The sequence below is a fragment of the Pontibacter diazotrophicus genome (assembly GCF_003367245.1).
GTDB lineage: Bacteria > Bacteroidota > Bacteroidia > Cytophagales > Hymenobacteraceae > Pontibacter > Pontibacter diazotrophicus.
In genome coordinates this window covers 135,604-153,461 of sequence record NZ_QRGR01000008.1, presented here as the reverse complement: position 1 = coordinate 153,461, position 17,858 = coordinate 135,604, and the positions used below count along the sequence as shown (strand labels likewise).

Sequence of the window (17,858 nt, the reverse complement as noted above, 5' to 3'; positions counted from 1 at the left end):
CCAGCTATTCCTCACCCATACATGAAGCCTTTTTTAACCCTGATACGCGCCCGGAACCTGGTGCTGGTTGTGCTGAGCCAGGCGTTGGTGCAGGCCTGTCTTTTGGCAGCGGGGGTAAACTGGGCCAAAGTGCTGGAGCCGGGCTTCCTCGCCCTCACCTTCTCTACCGTATGCATTGCAGCGGCCGGTTATATCATCAACGATTACTATGATGTAAAAATAGATGCCATTAATAAGCCGGAGCGGCTGCTGGTAGGCCGCATTATCCGAAGGCGACGGGCTATGTTTGCACACCTGATACTGTCTTTTGTGGGTGTAGCTGTCGGAACGCTATTAATGGTGCGGGTCGGGTTGATAAATCTCGGGGCGGTATTGCTGCTGTGGGGGTATTCTGCCAGGCTAAAGAAGCTGCTCCTCATCGGCAACATTGCCATTGCGCTGCTATCAGCCTCTATGCTTTTAGTGGTCGCCGTGTACAACGACATGCTGAACAAAACCACGCTGGGTTACGCGTTGTTCGCCTTCCTGATTTCGCTCATCCGGGAGATAATCAAAGACATAGAGGATATGAAAGGAGACGCTACTTTCGATTGCCGCACCCTGCCCATCGTGGCGGGCATGCGGGGAGCGAAGTATGTATTATACCCTCTGATCGCCATCTTTCAGGCTGTTTTGATAGCTGCTATCCTGCACCCCTCCACGCCGCTCATTTTTGACATTTATATGCTGCTGCTGGTGCTGGCTCCCAGCATCTGGATGGTGGTAAAGCTCGTCCGGGCAGATCGTAAAGCTGACTTCAGCTACCTGAGCAACCTCAACAAACTTATCATGCTGATGGGCATCCTATCGATGCTGTGGGTATAAAAAAGCCTGAAACCGAAGGCTTCAGGCTTAGCATGACTAATAGGGTATAAGATTAGGGTAAGGGCGGCATCTCATCATCAGGTGGTTCTATTCGCTACATCAAGGCTAAGCCTGAACGATAACAAAGACATCTGCGGCAGCCATCTCTGGCTGTTTCTATTGCTGCTTTAACTTTTCAATTTCTCCGGTTTCTACCCAAAGGCATCTCCACTCCTGCTACTGCCGTATGGTGTATGCGAACAGTGCAACCATAAGAATGCTGCAAAAAGAATATCACTATGGCTATATATACGTACTGCAGTAGCAGAGGTTCTTAGCAGTCACCGTTTTGAATCCAAACTCTACAGATTCCGTGTTATAACGTATATTTGCAAGTCTATGGTAAAGCCCCACACCGAAACAACAGAGAAGACAAAGGAATTGCTGCAGCAGTACGCGCTCCGCAAAACCGGTTGCCGGCTAGAGGTACTGGCCCTGCTGCTGCATAACAAGAGCGCATTGGCGCACTCAGACATAGAGAAACAACTGGGGGATAAGTATGACCGCGTTACCCTCTACCGAACCCTTCACTCTTTTGAGGAGAAAGGGCTGGTGCATAGTATAAATGATGTAAGCGGGGCTGTGAAATACGCCCTCTGCCAGGAGGCCTGTAACCAGCAGCAGCACCATGATAACCATATGCATTTTAACTGCACTGCCTGCGGCCAGACGTTCTGCCTGAACGAAGTCAATATTCCGTCCTTATCTTTACCTTCAGGTTACCGGGTGGACAGCCTGCACTTTTCGGCTCAGGGAATCTGCAGCACCTGTGAGGAGGTCAGTAGCTAACTCAGCGCCTGTACACGTAATTTGATTATACGTTAACGAAAAAGATACTTTGCCATGGCCCGCCAGACAGACAATGCTGCCGCTTTCAGAGAACTGGTTTCTTCGCCGGTTAAATTTCGTTTGTTTATGCTGGCCCGGCTACCCATGGCCTATATGGCTGACCTGCGCGTTACCTCCCTCACCCACGAGGCAGCCACCGTTAGCATACCGTACAAATACCTAAACAAGAACCCTTTTAACTCTATTTACTTCGCCTGCCTCAGCATGGCTGCCGAACTTTCCACAGGAGTGCTGTGCATGATGCATGTACATAAGTCTACCCCGGCTGTTTCGATGTTGGTGGTGCACATGGAGGCTGATTTCACAAAGAAATCCGTGGGTAAAATTTTCTTTACCTGCCAGGATGGGGAACAGATATACGCAGCCATTGAGCAAACCAAAGCCACCGGAGAGGGTGTAACAGTGATAGCCACCAGCACAGGCACAGACGAAAACGGAGACCAGGTAGCCGAATTCCGCTATACCTGGTCACTGAAGGCAAAGCGAAAGTAAAAAGCTCCAAAGTCCTTCGAGTTTATACCCTGCACCGCGCCCTTCATGACACACCGGCACTTCATCATACATAAACCCTATGGCTACCTCAGCCAGTTTGTGAGCGACCCTAAAAAGCAGAAAAAGAAAAGAGTGCTGACGGAGTTATATGATTTCCCGGATGGCACCATGGCGATTGGCCGTTTAGATGAAGACAGCGAAGGGCTGCTCCTGCTCACCACCGACGGAAAAGTGAGCGAGTATGTCCGCAGCAGCAAAATAGAGAAGGAGTATTATGCGCAGGTTGACGGGGTAATAATCGACGAAGCCATTGCAAAGCTACAGCAAGGTGTGGAAGTCAGTATAGAGGGAGTGCACTATGTCACCAAACCTTGTGTGGCAAGTATACTGAAACAGGACCCAGGCTTTCCGGAGCGAAGCCGGAGAGTAAGAGACGACAGGCACGGCCCAACCAGTTGGGTATCCATCACACTGACAGAGGGCAAGTACAGGCAGGTAAGAAAGATGACTGCAGCCGTTGGCTTTCCGACCCTGCGCCTGGTCAGGGTGCGTATTGGCGCCATTCTGCTCAACGGTTTACCGACAGGAGCAGTAAAGGAAGTAGACACCTTTCCGCTCACAAGCTAAGTATTAAAGCGATTTCTAAAGGAAAAGAGCCTTTGCTGCCTTATGCGGTGAAGGGCAAAAGCCGTAATTTTACCTCACGTGATTTTACCTCAAAAGAAGAAATATGAGTAAAGCAAATTGGAAAACCGTAAAAGAATATCAGGATATCACCTATCAGAAGTCAGACGGCGTTGCCCGCATTGCCTTTAACCGGCCAAACGTGCGCAATGCCTTTCGTCCCAAAACCGTGGCAGAGCTTTTTGAGGCATTCCTGGATGCCCGCGAAGACACCTCTATTGGCGTTGTGTTGCTTTCGGCCGAAGGCCCTTCCACCAAAGATGGGGTTTACTCCTTCTGTAGTGGGGGCGACCAGAATGCCCGCGGCCACCAGGGTTATGTAGATGAAGAAGGAATGCCACGCCTGAACATTCTGGAAGTGCAGCGCCTGATTCGCTTTATGCCCAAGGTGGTGATTGCCGTAGTACCTGGCTGGGCTGTGGGCGGCGGCCACAGTTTGCATGTGGTATGCGACCTGACGCTAGCAAGTAAAGAGCATGCCATTTTCAAGCAAACAGATGCCGACGTAACCAGCTTTGATGGCGGCTACGGTTCTGCTTACCTGGCGAAGATGGTTGGCCAGAAGCGCGCCCGCGAAATCTTCTTCCTGGGCAGAAACTACTCCGCACAGGATGCCTACGACATGGGCATGGTGAACGCCGTGATTCCGCATGAAGAACTGGAAGATACTGCATACGACTGGGCGCAGGAAATACTGGAGAAATCCCCTACCTCCATCAAAATGCTCAAGTTCGCCTTCAACGCCACCGACGACGGCATGGTAGGCCAGCAGATATTCGCCGGTGAAGCTACCCGCCTGACATATATGACCGAGGAAGCCAAAGAAGGCCGCAATGCGTTCTTAGAGAAGCGGAAGCCGAATTTCAAGGATATTAAGTGGATTCCGTAGAGCAACCATCTTATAGAGGTTTCGATGAAGAGGCGTGATAGCAAAGAGTTCTTTGTTTAAAGCACTTTTTACCCACCCCTGCGCTTCCCTAGAGGGGAATTTCTGCAAGAGCAAAATATTCCCCTCCTCGGAGGGGTAGGGGTGGGTTCTTACATCCAGGAAAAACCTTCTTGCGCTACTCCCCTACATAATATTAGCTGTACGTGCTGGCTTCTACAGGCAAACCCGCTATATTTGCGGCTTCATTACAAGCTGTACTTTTGAAACGACCAGATAAAAAGAATATAGTCATTTTTGCTTCGGGTTCGGGGAGCAATGCCCAGCGCCTGCTGGAGTACTTCGAGCACCACCCAGAGATTCGTGTGGCCGCCCTGTTCTCCAACAACCCGAAAGCGTATGCCCTAAAAAGAGCCGAGACATATCATGTCCCGGCTCTTTTGTTTTCACGCGAGGAGTTCCTCCACACCGACAAGGTACTGCAGCAAATACAGCAGTTTAACCCGGACCTGATTGTACTGGCTGGCTTCCTGTGGCTCGTTCCAAAGAACCTGCTCCAGGCATTCCCGAACCGCATCATCAACATACATCCGGCCCTGCTACCGCAATATGGCGGCAAAGGCATGCATGGCATGCACGTGCACACCGCTGTTGTGGAGGCCGGTGAAAAGGAGTCCGGCATCACCATCCACTACATTAACGAAGAGTACGACAAAGGCGCCTTTATACGGCAGGAGCGCTGCCCGGTGCTGCCCACCGATACACCCGAGGACCTGGCTGCCCGCGTACTGCAGTTGGAGCACCAGTACCTGCCCCTGGTGGTAGAACAGCTGATAAAAGAACAAGATCAACCTGATAAAGAAGACTAACCTTACAAACAATCATTCCCATGCAATCCGTTAAAATCAAATCCGCACTCATCTCTGTTTACTATAAAGACCGCCTGGAGCCACTTGTAGAGCTTCTGAAGCAGCACAACGTGACCATTTACTCCACTGGCGGCACACAAACGTTCTTAGAGGAGCAAGGCGCTAAAGTAGTAGCCGTAGAAGACCTGACCGCTTACCCTTCTATCTTCGGGGGCCGTGTAAAGACGCTTCACCCGAAAGTGTTCGGTGGCATCCTACACCGCCGCGACAACGAAAGCGATCTTTCTGAAAGAGAAAAATTCGAGATACCGCCGATTGACCTGGTGGTGGTAGACCTGTACCCATTTGAAGAAACTGTGGCTTCTGGTGCTTCGGAGGCAGACGTGATTGAGAAGATTGACATCGGTGGCATTTCCCTGATTCGCGCAGCAGCTAAAAACTTCAAAGATGTGCTGATTGTATCGTCCAGAGACCAGTATGGTGACGTGGTAGAACTGCTGCAAGCCAAAGACGGTGCCACAGACCTGGAAGACCGCAAGCGCTTCGCTGGCAAGGCCTTCGATGTTTCCTCGCACTACGACACACACATCTTCAACTACCTGAACGCCAATGGCGAAGAGCAGGTATTCAAGCAAAGTCAGCGTGAAAGCACACCACTTCGTTATGGCGAAAACCCGCACCAGAAAGGCACTTTCTATGGTAAATTGGAAGACCTTTTCGAGCAGCTGAACGGCAAACAACTTTCCTATAACAACCTGGTGGATGTGGATGCTGCCGTGGCACTGGGCGCTGAATTTGAGGAGCCTACTGTGGCCATCCTGAAGCACACGAACGCCTGCGGCTGCGCTACTGCCGATACCATAAAAGAAGCATACCTGCTTGCGCTTTCTTCTGATCCGGTGTCTGCCTTTGGTGGCGTCATCATTGCCAACAGAACCATAGACCTGGGAACTGCGGAAGAACTGAACAAGCTGTTCTTTGAAGTGCTGATTGCCCCGGAATACGATGCCGACGCACTGGAACTGCTTCGTTCCAAGAAAAACCGCATCCTGCTAAAGCAGAAGCCGGTAGAGCTGCCAATAAAACTGTTCAAAACTTTATTGAATGGCGTAATTGAGCAGGACAAAGACTTAGCAACCGAAACAGAGGCTGACTTCAAAACCGTTACCAAACGTGAGCCGACAGCGGAAGAGAAGAAGGCATTTGTGTTTGCCGCCAAAGTTTGCAAGCACACCAAATCGAATACCATTGTGCTGGCAACAGACAAAATGATGTACGCCAGCGGAGTTGGCCAGACCTCCCGCATCGATGCCATGCGCCAGGCAATTGAGAAAGCCCGCAGCTTCAACTTCGACGTAAGCAAAGCGGTGATGGCCTCCGACGCTTTCTTCCCATTCGCAGATAGCGTGGAAGTGGCAAACCAGGCTGGCATCAAAGCGGTTGTGCAGCCAGGTGGTTCTATAAAAGACCAGGATTCCATTGACTACTGCGATGCACATGATATGGCGATGGTTATGACAGGCGTGCGCCATTTCAAACATTAAGATTAGTACTTACCCCTGGTAAAAATCCCTGCCTTTGCTTAAAGGGCAGGGATTTTTTTATGCTTTGCCAACTGGCTTACCTCCCCTGCACACGCTATACAACAAAAGAGCGTTCAATTATTTGCAGTTGCCGTCGTTATAGAAGTTCTCCTGTAGCAAAGTACAAGGCGTATCTTATAAAAATACTTTTATATTTCTTCCGGCTTTGGCTGCTGCATTATTAATTCCGGCGAAATTCACTAATTTTGCGGCATGTTTCTGATTAGAAATATTCTATATTCAAAATATAATTAGGCAAGCAGGCCTGACTCTTAATAATGGGACTATTCAACTTTTTGACCAGTGATATAGCAATTGACCTTGGTACTGCCAATACGCTGATCATCCATAACGATAAAATTGTAGTAGACGAGCCTTCCATCATCGCCGTAGACCGCACCACCGGCAAAGTACTGGCCATCGGACGCCAGGCGATGCAGATGCACGAGAAGACCCACGAGAACATTAAAACCATCCGCCCCCTGAAAGACGGTGTGATTGCTGACTTTCACGCGGCCGAGGAAATGATACGCGGCATGATCAAGATGATTGACACGGGCCGCCGTCTGTTCCAGCCGTCGCACCGCATGGTTATCTGTATTCCGTCCGGTATTACGGAAGTAGAGAAACGCGCTGTTCGTGACTCTGCACAGCATGCCGGCGCCAAAGAAGTATGGATGATACAGGAACCGATGGCCGCTGCTATTGGTATCGGTATTGATGTGGAGCAACCGATTGGTTCTATGATTGTGGATATCGGGGGTGGTACTACTGAGATTGCCGTAGTGGCCCTTTCCGGTATTGTGTGTGACCAGTCTATCCGCATTGCCGGGGACGTGTTTACAAAGGATATCCTGGATTATATGCGCCGCCAGCACAACCTGCTGATTGGCGAGCGTTCTGCTGAGAAAATCAAAATTGAGGTAGGTGCCGCTCTTACAGAGATAGAGAATCCGCCTGCCGACTACGAAATCCGTGGCCGTGACCTGATGACGGGTATCCCGAAGGTAATCAAGGTAACGTACCAGGAAATTGCCATCGCCCTGGACAAGTCTGTTTCTAAAATAGAGGAGGCTGTGCTGAAGGCGCTGGAGATTGCGCCGCCAGAGCTGTCAGCCGATATCTACGACAACGGCATTCACCTGACAGGTGGCGGTGCCTTGCTGCGTGGCCTGGACAAGCGTCTTGCTGCCAAAACAAAGCTGCCTATTCACATTGCCGAGGACCCGCTAAGGGCTGTGGTACGTGGCACAGGCGCTGCTATTAAGAACATAGAAGGATTTAAGAACGTCCTGCTAACCTAACAGGGCTCCCATGCGGAATCTTTTTGCTTTTATTTACCGGTTCCGTGCTTTCCTCATCTTTGTGTTGCTGGAGATACTGTGCGTGTACCTGATTGTGCGTTATAATACGTACCAGGGTGCCGCCTTCTTCAACTCCGCAAACAATTACGTGGGGCAGGTGCTGGAGTACCAGAGCGGAGTAACTGACTATTTCCGGTTAACATCCGTCAACAACTCGCTGGCGCACGAGAATGCGGAACTGCGGAAGGAGTTGATGCGCTATCGCACGCAACAGGTTTCTGACAGCACTAACCTGCTGGACTCCACTTTCTACGCCGCCACTGACACAAGCCGAACCGCACCTTACATCCTGCACGCCGGCAGGGTCATCAACAATTCTGTGCGCCGCATGAACAATTATCTCACGCTTTCTGTTGGCGCTGCGGATGGCGTACGGCCAGGCATGGGCGTTATATCTCCGGATGGGGTGGTAGGCCGCGTCAAGACAGTATCAAGAGACTATGCAACGGTTACTTCTGTGCTGCACTCGCAGATGCTGATCTCCGCCAAAATAAAGAGCAGCGACACCTTTGGCACCATTAAGTGGACAGGCGGCGACTACCGCACCGCAATGCTTGACTACATTCCGCTGCATGTGAATCCTGCTGAAGGCGACACAGTGGTGACAAGTGGCTTCAACACTGTTTTTCCGGAGGGCGTCCTGGTTGGCACCATCACTTCTGTGGAGAAAGAGCAGGACAAGAGCTTTTACACGATAGAGGTACAGTTGGCGGTTGATTTTGCGCAGCTCTCATATGTGTACGTGGTGGAGAATACAAGAAAAGAAGAACGCGAAAACTTAGAACTGGAGGCAGGCATTATCATCGATGAACAGTAGCTTTGGCATAAGACATATCCTGCAGTTTATACTGTTTGTGGCATTACAGATTCTGCTGATGGATAACCTGGTGCTCTTCAGTACCGGCTTCTGCTTCATCTATATTGCTTTTCTGCTGTTCCTGCCCATCGACATGAACAGGGTATGGCTGCTCTTCCTCGGTTTCCTGACAGGCTTTACGGTGGATATGTTTTATGATACCATGGGGATACACGCAGCAGCCAGCGTGCTACTGGCATTTTTAAGGCCGCATGTATTGAACCTTCTGACGCCGCGCGATGGTTATGATGCGAGTGATTCAGTTAACATCCACGTAATGGGTTGGCGCTGGTTTCTGGCTTATTGTTTCACATTAACATTGTTCCATCATGCCGCAGTGTTCTTTCTGGAAACAATTAACTTTCAGACGGCTTTGTACACATTAGGCAAGATACTGGCCAGCACTCTTTTCACTACAATTGTGATGATAATCCTCCAACTCCTGTTTTTTTCGCCTAAACGAGAGCGGATAGATTATAGATGAACTACTTAGAGACCCGCAAGTATATTATTCAAGGCATCTTCCTGTTGGTAGGCGCCCTTTTTGCCCTCCGGTTATTTTATATACAGGTGGTGGACAGCAGCTATAAGCAGGCTGCCGAAACCAACGCCATCAAATCTGTTATCCAGTATCCTTTCCGGGGCCTGATATATGACCGCAACGGCGAACTGCTGGTGCAGAACACGCCGGTGTATGACCTGATGGTGATACCGAAAGAGGTAAAAGCGCTGGACACGCTGCGCCTCGTGGAATTGGTAAATCTCCCCCTGGAGGATGTACGGGAGCGCCTGAAAAAGGCCCGCTCCTTCTCCTATGTGCAGCCCTCTGCTTTTTACCAGAAGCTAAGCACAGAAGAATTTGCCCGCATACAGGATAACCTCATCGACTTCCCTGGCTTTTACATCAATGCCCGGACAGCGCGTGGTTATCCACACCAAAGCCTGGCACACGCCCTGGGCTATATTGCTGAAATCAGCCCGAAACAGCTGGATGATTCCACCTACAGAGGCTACCGCCCCGGCGACTACATTGGCAAGAGTGGCATTGAGTTGGAGTACGAGCAGTACCTGATGGGCAAGCGTGGCGTGAAGTATAAGATGGTGAACGTGCGGGGTGTGGAGAAAGGCTCATTCAAGGACGGCGCCTACGACACCCTCTCTGTAGCCGGAGAGAACCTCATCAGCACCATTGACCTGGACCTACAAGCTTACGGCGAGTTCCTGATGAACGGTGCAAAAGGCAGTATTGTAGCCATTGAGCCGAGTACGGGGGAAATACTGGCATATGTGTCAGCCCCTTTCTATGACCCCAACCTGTTTACAGGAAAGGACTACGGCAAGAACTACATGACTTTGCTAACCGATTCGAACAAGACCATGTTCAATCGCCCGATAATGGCAAGCAGCAACCCTCCTGGCTCTATCTTTAAGCTGGCGCAGGCACTGGTGGCTTTACAGGAAGGAGTCATCACACCCAATACAGGCTACCCCTGTAACCAGAGTTTAGTGAAGTGCTCCCACGCGCATGCGGCTCCCAGCAACCTGAGTATTGCCATTCAAACATCCTGCAACCCGTATTTTTACCAGGTTTTCAGAGCGCTTATCAACCAGGGAAAATCAAAAAACACCTATAAAGACACCGCCATTGGCTTGGCTGACTGGCGGGAGCAAATCCTGACCTTTGGTTTCGGAACCGAACTTGGCATTGATTTGCCAAACGAGAAAAAAGGCATCATAGCGTCTACGGATATGTATGACGGGGTGTATGGTGAGAATCGCTGGAAATTCTCCACCATCTACTCGCTGAGCATCGGACAAGGAGAATTGGGGGTTACGCCGCTGCAGATGGCCAACTTCATGGCGACCATTGCCAACAGAGGCTATTACATTAACCCGCATATTATCCGCTCTGTCGGAGAAAAAGGCAAACCGCTACCAGAGTACCAGAAAAAGAATTATACTGCAGTAGACGCGAAGCATTTCACGCCTGTTGTGGATGGCATGGCGGCGGTGGTGGAATCTGGCACAGGAAGAAACGCAAACCTGTCGAAGCTGGGCATTGCCGTTTGTGGCAAAACAGGTACAGCGGAGAACCCACAGGGCAAAGACCACGCAGTATTTGTGGCGTTTGCCCCTAAAGACAATCCGAAAATAGCCATCGCGGTTTATGTAGAGAACGCAGGCTTTGGTGCACAATCAGCAGCTCCTATTGCCGGCCTGATGATAGAACAGTATTTAACAGACTCTGTTACCAGGAAAAGCATGGAAAAATGGGTGCTGAGCAGGGAGTACTTAAATGTGAAGTAAAGCAATGGGTGTAGATCAGAAAGTACTCGGAAGTAGCAGGGTGATGTCGCCTGCCCCTGGCAGACGTACCTCCGGGAATCGTATGCTCCAGAACTTGGACTGGCTGACTGTCCTGATATACTTCCTGCTAGTAGGTCTGGGCTGGATGAACATCTATGCAGCTGTCTACAGCCCCGATAATGTGGTGAACATTATGAGCTTTGATATCAACTCCGGGAAGCAGCTGGTGTGGATTGGGGCTTCTTTACTGCTCATTATCGTGCTGCTGGTGGTAGATTATAAAGTATATGAACACCTCGCTTACCCCATCTACGGCGGTATAATTCTGCTCCTGCTGGTTACGCTGGTGGTAGCCAAGCCTATTGCAGGCTCCAGGTCCTGGCTCGATTTAGGAGGTGGCATACGCCTGCAGCCTGCTGAGTTGGCAAAATTTGCCACAGCACTGGCTGCATCCAAGTTCCTGAGTACGATTAACCTGCGCCAGCAAAACTTCAAAGACCAGATGAAACTGGCAGCCATCACCTTGGTTCCTCCTGCTATTATTATCATGCAGAACGAGACGGGTTCGGCACTGGTGTTTGCCGCTTTTATACTCGCTTATTTCCGTGAAGGCATTTCACCGCTGATACTGATCATCGGGGGCTCCGCAGCCACTATTTTCATTCTCACGCTACTTATCCCGAAGATATACCTGATTATGGGTGTAACCGTGCTGCTAGCACTGGCTACCTGGCTGGACTACCGCCTGCTGAAACGCTACAAGACTATTATCGCCTTGTGGGCTGTTGTCGTAAGCATGATTTTTAGTGTGGATTTCTTCGTGAACAATGTCCTACAGCCCCACCAGCAAAACCGCATAAAGGCCCTGATTAACCCGGAGGCAGACCCGCTTGGCTACGGATGGAATGTGACTCAGTCTAAAATTGCTATTGGTTCCGGCGGTTTCTGGGGTAAGGGCTTTCTGGAAGGCACCCAGACTAAGTTCGACTTTGTACCGGAGCAAAGCACCGACTTTATCTTCTGTACGATTGGAGAAGAACAGGGCTGGGTGGGGAGCACCGTGTTGATTGGCCTGTTCATGTTCCTGCTTACCCGCATCGTCATGATTGCCGAACGGCAGAAGTCCGTGTTCGGGCGCACCTACGGGTACTGCGTGGCCTCTATCATCTTCTTTCACTTCCTGGTGAATGTGGGCATGACAATAGGACTGGCGCCCGTGGTAGGCATCCCGCTGCCCTTCTTCAGCTATGGAGGCTCCTCTTTATGGTCTTTCACCATTCTGCTGTTCATCCTCATCGCCATTGATGCTAACCGCAGCCAGGACTTGGCGCGTTAGAGCACTATGTCTCCTGCATATATCTAACAGGTACTTTATTATGATAAAGGTTGGATAATAGCTCCTATCAGAGATATCTGTTATAAAACATACTGAGGAAGAGACCTTATTCTATTGAAGCGTGAATGAAGCTTAACTTCTGCCAAAAACAGAAAAATATTCAAGTAACATATAACATATGTCGTCTTTCCCTCTGAAATTGGCACAGCATTAGCTTGAATAAAGCCATACGAGTAACTTTATAAAAAGTTTAGTATTTTACCGCTCATAGCTTGCGTTTCTATTGTGTTTTTCTTATACTTACATAAGTAGAAAAAGCGGTACTTGCGGATTTTACTGAGTTTATTACCCTTCATTTAATAAGAACGGATTATGAAAGACTTTCTTCTCTTCTCTAAAACCCTTCTCCAGTACAAGGAGCACTTACTCAGCGTTCTCTTCATGACTATCCTGATGATAGGTTCACTTGTTTTGGGTATACGTGAGGAACAGCTCTACTTAAAGCAGATATACTTTGTGTGCTCGGCCTGGGGCCTGGCTGTAGTGGTGTTCATTTTCAGTTATGCCTATCGACACAAAGACGAGTTGATAAAGTAGCTTATCGCTCTTTTAACAATGCTGTGCCTTGCCCATCGTGAGGTATAACATTGCTTGCGTGTCCTCTTCCTAAAATATCAATTCTCCTTTTTTAGCATCTACTTCAGCCCTGCTCCATATCAGCCTGCTGCATGCTCAAATTTGCTTTAGCGCTTCCAGCCTCTAATTTGGCAGTGCTTAAAAGCTACTGCTGTGTTAAACCAGTTTAAGGTATCTTACCCCGGACTTGGTCCCTCCTCCACACCCTACACATTTCAAATTGTTTATAAGGGTATGTCTACAGTACCAATCATATCAGCAAATCCTTTATTGTTTTTGCAGCAGGTTCAACTAAAAAGCAGCCCCACCTGTTATGTTTCTGATGACGCACAATGCACTTGAAAACATTATCCCGTGCACGATGTTATTGAAACGGAAGGTGTATTTGGCCCTCCCTGCTATATCCTATATAATATTTTGCATCTAACTTAAACTCATTAAAGCTATGACACCAAAAACAATGCTCTCTATCATGCTGGCAGGCTCGCTGCTGTATTTCACGTATTTGTTAACAACAGAGTCAAGCTGATTTCTAGCTAAAGGTAATTGACTCAAGCACATATTAGCCAGACTAATATGTGCTTGAGTCAATTACGCGTGCGTTCAAAATGCGCAAAAAGGCAATTTCTGTTTTGAACAAAGAAAGAAAATATAAGCTGGACAAGAGAAAACAACAAAGAGCTATAAAAGCAAAACCCGCTTAAACGGTGTTTAGAGCGGGTTTTGCTTTTGATTGTGTTTCCTCTATATAGGAAGTGCTGTACCAGGAGCGGGAATCGAACCATCGGCTGCATACCCCAAAATACGCTGAATGCGCCCAATTAGACAATATTTTGTTAGTGTCGCGAAGTGTCGCGAGCTTTTGCTGTTGCTAGTGTCGCGGATTCTGTCGCAGAATTCTTCAAGAATTTAGATATTAACGTTTCGTATAAAAGGCGAACGAGGCGAAGCCGAAGTATGACTTGTATACCTTGTTGGCGTTATTAGTTTTACCCCTTCTATACTATAAGCTATCTAAGACTGCTTTTGACTCCACATAACCAGGAGGGAGTGGCTGCAAGACATCTTTAGTTGTTGAGAAGTGTCTGTTTGAAGTCTTAATCATTTTTTGCCTTTCCACGATTTCAACCAAGTCAAAAAGCATTCTTTGTACTTCCCTAGGGAAATCCATTCCCTTCGTCCTTATTTCATCATTTTCATTTCTCAAGAGCAATGAATAAGTTGCTCCATCAAAATAGTCTTGGTAGACAGTATCTAAAGCTTCAATATTCATAGAGTCAACAAGTAGAAATACTTTCCTTAAGCTCTGAGAGTCCAGCTCCACTTTATAGTTCTCTTTGATTTCTCTATTGTCTCTCAAGCGAAGATAAACGGTGCCATCTTTACTAATTTCTACATCCCTGCTAGCTTCTCTGCTCAAACCTGGCTCTATAGAGAAGGTAAAAATGTCAAAGGACTTTATTAGATGCTCTTTCTCCATTACATGTGCTCTTTCTTCTGTTTGATTACAGGAAAACACAAGAAGAAGCAAAACTATATGTAAGGCCTTATTCATAATTATCTATTGACGCCAACTATTAGCTAACAGGATGTATCTACTCCTGCTATCTGCATTATGTGCATAGGTGATTTAACTTCACTTTGGGTTAATTGCTTTTACTACCAATTGTAAAGAAATTCTTCCACTGCGTTTCATTGTACCCTAATATCCTCACAAACAAACATTCACTACTAATATAGTGATTTTCAGTCAGCCGCTAACCAAAAAAGAACACACGATTTTTTGATGAAAACTGTGCTTTTGTACTCAATGGCTAGCCTTTTTGTGGTATAAAGGTTAAAACAGAGGGAAAAGAGGCGTGATTATTGAAATATAGAAAGGAAATACTCGCGACACTAACAAAAATGGCTAACCATCTGATAACCAGATAATTAGCCATCGTACCAGGAGCGGGAATCGAACCCGCACGGCCTTGCGGCCACAAGATTTTAAGTCTTGCGTGTCTACCAATTCCACCATCCCGGCAACCTTCAGGAGCGGTTCCTGAAGTGTAGACTTTAAAAAGCAAAGACGTTGTTCGATTACAACGTCTTTGCTTTTTATTTTGCCTGAGCGGGAGACGGGATTCGAACCCGCGGCCTCGACCTTGGCAAGGTCGCGCTCTACCAACTGAGCTACTCCCGCTTTTGTTATTTCTAAACCGCCGTAGTGATTTAGTGATGCAAAGATATAGACAAAATCTGACTTGTCAATAGCTCCCGCAAAAATTTTCTGCTCTTTTTGCCCTTTCAGCTGATTTTCAGGGAGAAAAATTTCAGTTTATTTCAACTCCTGTACCTACCTTAAACAAGATACACAGAACCTGCAAGGCATCTTAAGCCATATATACTCCTTTCATAGCTTAACCTTTTTAACCAATCCTCAAGTCCAGCAGCAGGACGAAACATCCTGCTACTGTTTCACTGCTTTGTCCTGCAGGAGCCCTTTCAGTTCGTTTAGCTTCAAGAGTGCCTCTACCGGTGTGATAGTGTTAATATCTAAGGCATCCATCAGCTCCCTTGCCCGGGCCAGCTGCGGGTCGTTGAGCTCGAACATACTGAGCTGGAAGTTGTTTTTAGGAGCCGTCTTCATTTTCTGCTGTGGAGAATGCTCCGACACTTTCTCCTTTTCGAGGTGGTGCATGATCTCATCGGCACGCAACACGACATTGTTCGGCATACCCGCCATCTGGGCCACATGTATTCCAAAGCTGTGCTCGCTGCCGCCCTCTACCAGCTTGCGCATAAACAGGATTTTGCCTCCTGCCTCTTTTACCGACACATTATAGTTCTTTACACGCGGCAGGTCCTCGGCCAGCTGGTTCAGCTCGTGATAGTGCGTAGCGAAAAGGGTTTTGGCTTTAAACTTCGGGTGGTTGTGCAGGTGCTCCACAATGGCCCAGGCTATGGAAATACCATCGTAGGTGCTGGTACCGCGGCCAATCTCATCCATCAGCACCAGGCTGCGGTCCGAGAGGTTGTTCAGAATACTGGCCGTCTCCGTCATCTCCACCATAAACGTAGACTCACCCTTGGACAAATTATCCGAGGCGCCCACACGGGTAAAAATCTTATCGATTATGCCTAGCGTAGCTGCTTCTGCCGGCACAAAAGATCCGATTTGCGCCATCAGCACGATGAGGGCCGTCTGGCGCAGCAAAGCACTTTTACCGGCCATGTTTGGTCCTGTGATGATGATGATCTGCTGCTCCTCATTATCCAGGAAGATGTCGTTGGGTACGTAAGCCTCTCCTAAAGGCAGTTGTTTCTCAATAACCGGATGACGGCCTTTCTTTATGTCCAGCACATGGCTGTCGCTTACGTCCGGCTTCACGTAATTGCTGTTCAGGGCAATGCTGGCAAAGGAGCTGAGGCAGTCGATAATGCCGATGACTTTCGCGTTTTGCTGTACCTGCGCCACAAAATCCAAAGCATGCAGCACCAGGTCATTAAACAGCCCAAACTCGATGGTGTAAATGCGGTCTTCTGCGTTTAGAATCTTCTCCTCGTACGTCTTCAGCTCTTCCGTGATATAGCGCTCAGCATTTACCAGTGTCTGCTTGCGTATCCAGGAGGCGGGTACTTTGTCTTTATGTGCGTGCGTTACTTCTAAATAATAACCGAATACCTTATTGTAGGCTATCTTGAGTGAGCTGATGCCTGTGTTTTTAATTTCACGCTGCTGCAACTGCGCCAGGTAGTCTTTGCCCGAAAATGCAATTTGCCGCAGCTCATCCAGCTCTGCATTCACGCCATCGTTGATCATGTTGCCCTGGTTGGTAAGCATCGGCGGCTCCGGCTTCAGCACATTCCGGATCTCTTCCCGCAGCCCGTCGCAAGGAACCAACTGCGCTGCCAGCCGCTGCAAGGCAGGAATATCACTCAAGGCTAAAGCTTTCTGAATAGGCAGAATGGCTTCCAGTGCCTTCGCCAGCTGCACCAGTTCGCGCGGGTTTACGCGCCGCACGGCCACCTTCGAAATCAGGCGCTCGAGGTCATTTATTTGCTTCAGGTGCTGTGTGAGCTCATTCAGCAGCTCGCGGTGCTTTGTCAGGGCCTCCACCGTATCCAGGCGGCGGCGAATCTGGGCCACATCTTTCAGCGGCAACACCACCCACTTTTTCAGCAGGCGCGCACCCATCGGAGTTACGGTCTGGTCCAGCACCTGTATCAGGGGCACACCTTCCTGGTGCTGCGTAAACAGCAGCTCCAGGTTGCGCACCGTAAACCGGTCCAGCCATACATACTTGTCCTCTTCCAGGCGCGAGATGGTGGCAATGTGGCTGATTTCGTTGTGCTGTGTCTCTGAAAGATAATGCAGAATGACTCCCGCTGAGATAATGCCCTCCGCCATCCCTTCAATACCAAATCCTTTGAGGGTAGCGGTTTTGAAATGGCGGGTCAGCGACTCATAAGCCGTATCATAGTTAAACACCCAAGGCTCTAGTGCATAGTACCGGAAGTCGGGGCCATAGCGGTCAATAAAGGTGTCTTTCTCGCGCTTGCAAAACAGCACTTCCGCCGGGGCCAGGCTTTGCAACAGCTTGCCAATATAGTTCTTGTCGCCCTGTGCGGTGATAAATTCGCCGGTGGATACATCCAGGAAAGAGGCGCCTGTTTCTGTTTTTCCGAAATGGATGGCAGCCAGGTAGTTGTTGCTGCGCCTTTCCAGCACCTGGTCGTTGAAGGAAACGCCCGGCGTTACCAGCTCCGTCACACCCCGCTTCACAATGCCTTTCACCGATTTCGGGTCTTCCAGCTGGTCGCAGATGGCTACGCGCTCCCCTGCCCGCACCAGCTTTGGCAGGTACGTGTCCAGGGAATGGTGTGGGAAACCGGCCAGCGCGGTCTCGGAGGCTGAGCCGTTGCCGCGCTTTGTCAGCACGATGTCCAGAATCTTACTGGCCTTGATGGCGTCTTCGCCAAAGGTTTCATAAAAGTCCCCTACCCTAAACAGCAGCAGCGCCCCCGGGTGCTTCACCTTGATAGCATTGTACTGCTTCATGAGCGGGGTTACCGTGCCTTTGCCTTCTCCTTTCATACCTTACTTAGCT

Annotated in this window: 15 protein-coding genes and 2 tRNA genes; 13 read left to right on the top strand and 4 right to left on the bottom strand. The window is 49.0% G+C overall.

Features of this window, described 5'->3' with window-relative positions:
• Nucleotides 1-21: 21 nt before the first annotated feature.
• From DXT99_RS08825 to DXT99_RS08765, 13 genes are all read left to right on the top strand, one after another.
• The gene (locus DXT99_RS08825; RefSeq protein WP_115565177.1) at nucleotides 22-864 is read left to right on the top strand and encodes a geranylgeranylglycerol-phosphate geranylgeranyltransferase; all 843 of its coding nucleotides are present in this window, start codon (nucleotides 22-24) and stop codon (nucleotides 862-864) included.
• Nucleotides 865-1,242: 378 nt separating this feature from the next.
• Nucleotides 1,243-1,692 carry a Fur family transcriptional regulator gene (locus DXT99_RS08820; protein WP_115565176.1) on the top strand — a complete coding sequence of 150 codons (450 nt, stop codon included), beginning with the start codon at nucleotides 1,243-1,245 and terminating at the stop codon, nucleotides 1,690-1,692.
• 54 nt (nucleotides 1,693-1,746) lie between these two features.
• The gene (locus tag DXT99_RS08815; protein ID WP_246000591.1) at nucleotides 1,747-2,244 is read left to right on the top strand and encodes a PaaI family thioesterase; all 498 of its coding nucleotides are present in this window, start codon (nucleotides 1,747-1,749) and stop codon (nucleotides 2,242-2,244) included.
• Between the two features lie 45 nt (nucleotides 2,245-2,289).
• A complete protein-coding gene (locus DXT99_RS08810; protein WP_115565175.1) occupies nucleotides 2,290-2,871 on the top strand; it encodes a pseudouridine synthase in 582 nt (193 codons plus the stop codon).
• A 103-nt stretch (nucleotides 2,872-2,974) separates the two neighbouring features.
• Nucleotides 2,975-3,817, top strand: a complete 843-nt coding sequence (locus DXT99_RS08805) for a 1,4-dihydroxy-2-naphthoyl-CoA synthase (protein ID WP_115565174.1) — start codon at nucleotides 2,975-2,977, stop codon at nucleotides 3,815-3,817.
• Nucleotides 3,818-4,077: 260 nt separating this feature from the next.
• Entirely contained in the window at nucleotides 4,078-4,683 is a 606-nt protein-coding gene (gene purN / locus DXT99_RS08800) for a phosphoribosylglycinamide formyltransferase (protein ID WP_246000590.1), read from the top strand.
• A 20-nt stretch (nucleotides 4,684-4,703) separates the two neighbouring features.
• Entirely contained in the window at nucleotides 4,704-6,227 is a 1,524-nt protein-coding gene (gene purH / locus DXT99_RS08795; RefSeq protein ID WP_115565172.1) for a bifunctional phosphoribosylaminoimidazolecarboxamide formyltransferase/IMP cyclohydrolase, read from the top strand.
• 317 nt (nucleotides 6,228-6,544) lie between these two features.
• On the top strand, nucleotides 6,545-7,570 hold the full coding sequence (locus DXT99_RS08790; protein WP_115565171.1) for a rod shape-determining protein: 1,026 nt from the start codon (nucleotides 6,545-6,547) through the stop codon (nucleotides 7,568-7,570).
• Nucleotides 7,571-7,580: 10 nt separating this feature from the next.
• Nucleotides 7,581-8,447, top strand: coding sequence for a rod shape-determining protein MreC (gene mreC, locus DXT99_RS08785; RefSeq protein ID WP_115565170.1), 867 nt, complete (start codon nucleotides 7,581-7,583; stop codon nucleotides 8,445-8,447).
• Nucleotides 8,437-8,970: a hypothetical protein gene (locus DXT99_RS08780; RefSeq protein WP_115565169.1), complete on the top strand. Its 534-nt coding sequence runs from the start codon at nucleotides 8,437-8,439 to the stop codon at nucleotides 8,968-8,970. The genes mreC and DXT99_RS08780 overlap by 11 nt, the downstream gene beginning before the upstream one ends.
• Nucleotides 8,967-10,793: a penicillin-binding protein 2 gene (mrdA, locus tag DXT99_RS08775; protein ID WP_115565168.1), complete on the top strand. Its 1,827-nt coding sequence runs from the start codon at nucleotides 8,967-8,969 to the stop codon at nucleotides 10,791-10,793. The genes DXT99_RS08780 and mrdA overlap by 4 nt, the downstream gene beginning before the upstream one ends.
• A 4-nt stretch (nucleotides 10,794-10,797) precedes the next feature.
• The gene (rodA, locus tag DXT99_RS08770) at nucleotides 10,798-12,129 is read left to right on the top strand and encodes a rod shape-determining protein RodA (protein ID WP_115565167.1); all 1,332 of its coding nucleotides are present in this window, start codon (nucleotides 10,798-10,800) and stop codon (nucleotides 12,127-12,129) included.
• 372 nt (nucleotides 12,130-12,501) lie between these two features.
• Entirely contained in the window at nucleotides 12,502-12,726 is a 225-nt protein-coding gene (locus DXT99_RS08765) for a hypothetical protein (protein ID WP_115565166.1), read from the top strand.
• 1,042 nt (nucleotides 12,727-13,768) lie between these two features.
• On the opposite strand, the gene DXT99_RS08760 is transcribed toward DXT99_RS08765, so the two are convergent.
• The 4 genes from DXT99_RS08760 to mutS all read right to left on the bottom strand — a co-directional run bounded on the left by DXT99_RS08760 (nucleotide 13,769) and on the right by mutS (nucleotide 17,845).
• Nucleotides 13,769-14,245 carry a hypothetical protein gene (locus DXT99_RS08760; RefSeq protein ID WP_181885071.1) on the bottom strand — a complete coding sequence of 159 codons (477 nt, stop codon included), beginning with the start codon at nucleotides 14,243-14,245 and terminating at the stop codon, nucleotides 13,769-13,771.
• A gap of 462 nt (nucleotides 14,246-14,707) precedes the next feature.
• Nucleotides 14,708-14,791, bottom strand: a tRNA-Leu gene (locus DXT99_RS08755).
• An 86-nt stretch (nucleotides 14,792-14,877) separates the two neighbouring features.
• Nucleotides 14,878-14,950: transfer RNA gene (locus DXT99_RS08750), tRNA-Gly, on the bottom strand.
• A gap of 267 nt (nucleotides 14,951-15,217) precedes the next feature.
• Nucleotides 15,218-17,845 carry a DNA mismatch repair protein MutS gene (gene mutS / locus DXT99_RS08745; protein WP_115565164.1) on the bottom strand — a complete coding sequence of 876 codons (2,628 nt, stop codon included), beginning with the start codon at nucleotides 17,843-17,845 and terminating at the stop codon, nucleotides 15,218-15,220.
• Between the last annotated feature and the right edge of the window lie 13 nt (nucleotides 17,846-17,858).

Excerpts from the sequence above, each read along its gene's own strand:
- DXT99_RS08825 (WP_115565177.1), top strand. The coding sequence starts at position 22 with ATGAAGCCTTTTTTAACCCTGATACGCGCCCGGAACCTGGTGCTGGTT.
- DXT99_RS08820 (WP_115565176.1), top strand. The coding sequence starts at position 1,243 with ATGGTAAAGCCCCACACCGAAACAACAGAGAAGACAAAGGAATTGCTG.
- DXT99_RS08815 (WP_246000591.1), top strand. The coding sequence starts at position 1,747 with ATGGCCCGCCAGACAGACAATGCTGCCGCTTTCAGAGAACTGGTTTCT.
- DXT99_RS08810 (WP_115565175.1), top strand. The coding sequence starts at position 2,290 with ATGACACACCGGCACTTCATCATACATAAACCCTATGGCTACCTCAGC.
- DXT99_RS08805 (WP_115565174.1), top strand. The coding sequence starts at position 2,975 with ATGAGTAAAGCAAATTGGAAAACCGTAAAAGAATATCAGGATATCACC.
- purH (WP_115565172.1), top strand. The coding sequence starts at position 4,704 with ATGCAATCCGTTAAAATCAAATCCGCACTCATCTCTGTTTACTATAAA.
- DXT99_RS08790 (WP_115565171.1), top strand. The coding sequence starts at position 6,545 with ATGGGACTATTCAACTTTTTGACCAGTGATATAGCAATTGACCTTGGT.
- mreC (WP_115565170.1), top strand. The coding sequence starts at position 7,581 with ATGCGGAATCTTTTTGCTTTTATTTACCGGTTCCGTGCTTTCCTCATC.
- DXT99_RS08780 (WP_115565169.1), top strand. The coding sequence starts at position 8,437 with ATGAACAGTAGCTTTGGCATAAGACATATCCTGCAGTTTATACTGTTT.
- mrdA (WP_115565168.1), top strand. The coding sequence starts at position 8,967 with ATGAACTACTTAGAGACCCGCAAGTATATTATTCAAGGCATCTTCCTG.
- rodA (WP_115565167.1), top strand. The coding sequence starts at position 10,798 with ATGGGTGTAGATCAGAAAGTACTCGGAAGTAGCAGGGTGATGTCGCCT.
- DXT99_RS08765 (WP_115565166.1), top strand. The coding sequence starts at position 12,502 with ATGAAAGACTTTCTTCTCTTCTCTAAAACCCTTCTCCAGTACAAGGAG.
- DXT99_RS08760 (WP_181885071.1), bottom strand. The coding sequence starts at position 14,245 with ATGGAGAAAGAGCATCTAATAAAGTCCTTTGACATTTTTACCTTCTCT.
- mutS (WP_115565164.1), bottom strand. The coding sequence starts at position 17,845 with ATGAAAGGAGAAGGCAAAGGCACGGTAACCCCGCTCATGAAGCAGTAC.